This window comes from Calidithermus terrae (assembly GCF_003574345.1).
Classification (GTDB): Bacteria; Deinococcota; Deinococci; order Deinococcales; family Thermaceae; genus Calidithermus; species Calidithermus chliarophilus.
Map to the genome: position 1 here is coordinate 1 of NZ_QXDL01000387.1, position 1,841 is coordinate 1,841.

Consider the following 1,841-nt stretch of genomic DNA (forward strand, 5'->3'; position numbering starts at 1 on the left):
GGGTGGGCGGGGTGGCGCAGACGGGCATGCCGCCGAGTCAAGGTGCGGCCCGCACCCCCGCGTACGCGGGCACCGAGGCCCGGCGGCATGCCCGCGAGGGGGTGGCCGTAGGCCATACCGGCTCTGCCGGTAACCTGGAGTCCCTCGGGGGAGCGGCCCCCGCCAAACCACCGCGCCGCGAACCGGCCTCTCCCCCACCAGCCAAGAGGAAAAAAACAGGACGAACCATAGGCTCGCCCTCTCGAAAAACAGACCTGGGTTAGAGAACTTGCTGCTCGCGCTCCCCCCGCATCGCCGCCGCGATCTCCTCCATCACCACCTGCTTGACCGTCTTGGTCGGGCAGATCACGTACCCGTCGGGGTCGTGCACGGTGAAGCTGCGGTCGCCCCAGTACTGCTCTTGCAGGGGCTCGACGACGGCGACCCCCTTAGCCTGCACGTCGGCGTAGTAGGCCTCGAGGTCGAAGTCCTGGGGGACGTAGGCCATGAGCACCACGCCCTGGCCGCGGGCCTCGAGGCCCTGCGCCCGGCTCAGCCCGATGCTGCACTGGCCCAGGCTGACGAAGGCGAAGGCGCTCTTCCCGTCCGGCCCGTCGAAGCTGAAGTCGTGCTTGAAGCCGAGCTTGCGGGTGTAGAAGGCCACGCTGGCGTCTACGTCGTTTACGGCAAGGATCGGGGCGATCATGATGGGTTCCTCACTGCTGGGGCAGGCTCTGGGAGAGCATGTAGCTGTTGCCGTCGGGGTCGTAGAAGGTGGCGAGCTTGACCATGCCCCCCACCTCGCGGGTGGGGCCGTCGAAGCGCACCTGGTGGGCCTCGAGGTGGCCGCGGGCCTTCTCGATGTCGGCCACCGCGAAGACGGGCGTGCAGTTGCCCAGCTTGACCTCCTGCACCTCGGACAGGCCGATGGTGGTGTCCTTGGTGGCGGTCTCGAGCTCGCACCACCCCAGCTCCGGCAGCACGTACTGCACCTTGAAGCCGAGCACGTCGCGGTACCAGGCGATGGAGCGTTGCAGGTCGCTCACGTCCAGTGCGATGGTCACGCCGCTCTTGTAGCCCATGGCCTCCGCCGACTTTGTAGCCAGTTCCTTGGTCATGTTGTCCCCCTTCGAGTACGATTTTTATACAAGCGCGGCGTTATGTCAATAGCGAAATGCGCTATGCTGATTTCATGCCATGCTGACGCAGCTTTCCCCCCTGCAAGCCCTGGCCCACCTCACGCACAACCGCTGGGCCCTGCCCCTGCTGGCCGAGCTGCACCAGACCGACGGCAGCAAGTTCGTCACGCTGGTGCACCGCCTGGGGATCAGCCGGGACTCGCTCTCGCGCACCCTAGAGGCCCTCACCGCCCAGGGCTGGGTGCTGCGCAACACCGGCCACGGCCACCCCCTGCGGCCCGAGTACCTGCTCACCCCCGAGGGGATGCTGCTGGGGGCCCCGGCCCTGCGGCTGCTGCGCGAGCTGCGGGCCCGGGGCCTGGAGGAGGTGGGCCTGCGCAAGTGGAGCCTGCCGGTGCTGCTGGGGGTGTCGCAGGGCCAGGAGCGCTTCTCCGAGCTGCTGCGGGCCCTGCCGGGCGTCACCAACCGCGCACTCACCCTGGCGCTCAAAGACCTGGAAGAGGCGGGGCTGCTCGAGCGGGCCGTAGGCTACCGCCTCACCCCCGCCGGGCTCGAGCTGGCCGAAGAGGTGCGGGCGCTGGCCCTCAGCCTGGCCGGCGGGACGGCAGGCCCACCGCGTTGACCACCGCCCCCGCCCCCAGCAGCACGGCGCACAGCCCCATCGCCCGGTGAAAGGCCCCCAGCGAGCTCTGGCGCACCGCGGCCTGCGCGTCGGGGGAGAGG

General features: G+C 69.5%; 3 protein-coding genes. 1 reads left to right on the plus strand and 2 read right to left on the minus strand.

Annotated elements, in window-relative coordinates; all coding sequences use genetic code 11:
- Positions 1-259: 259 nt before the first annotated feature.
- Both Mterra_RS20970 and Mterra_RS20975 read right to left on the minus strand, forming a co-directional pair.
- Positions 260-685: a VOC family protein gene (locus Mterra_RS20970; RefSeq protein WP_119316842.1), complete on the minus strand. Its 426-nt coding sequence runs from the start codon at positions 683-685 to the stop codon at positions 260-262.
- 10 nt (positions 686-695) lie between these two features.
- Positions 696-1,097 (minus strand): VOC family protein, encoded by a 402-nt coding sequence (locus tag Mterra_RS20975; RefSeq protein ID WP_218022998.1) that lies wholly within the window; start codon positions 1,095-1,097, stop codon positions 696-698.
- 79 nt (positions 1,098-1,176) lie between these two features.
- On the opposite strand from Mterra_RS20975, the gene Mterra_RS20980 reads away from it, so the two are divergent.
- Complete coding sequence (locus Mterra_RS20980) at positions 1,177-1,740, plus strand: winged helix-turn-helix transcriptional regulator (RefSeq protein ID WP_119316843.1); 564 nt, start codon at positions 1,177-1,179, stop codon at positions 1,738-1,740.
- The last annotated feature ends 101 nt before the right edge of the window (positions 1,741-1,841 follow it).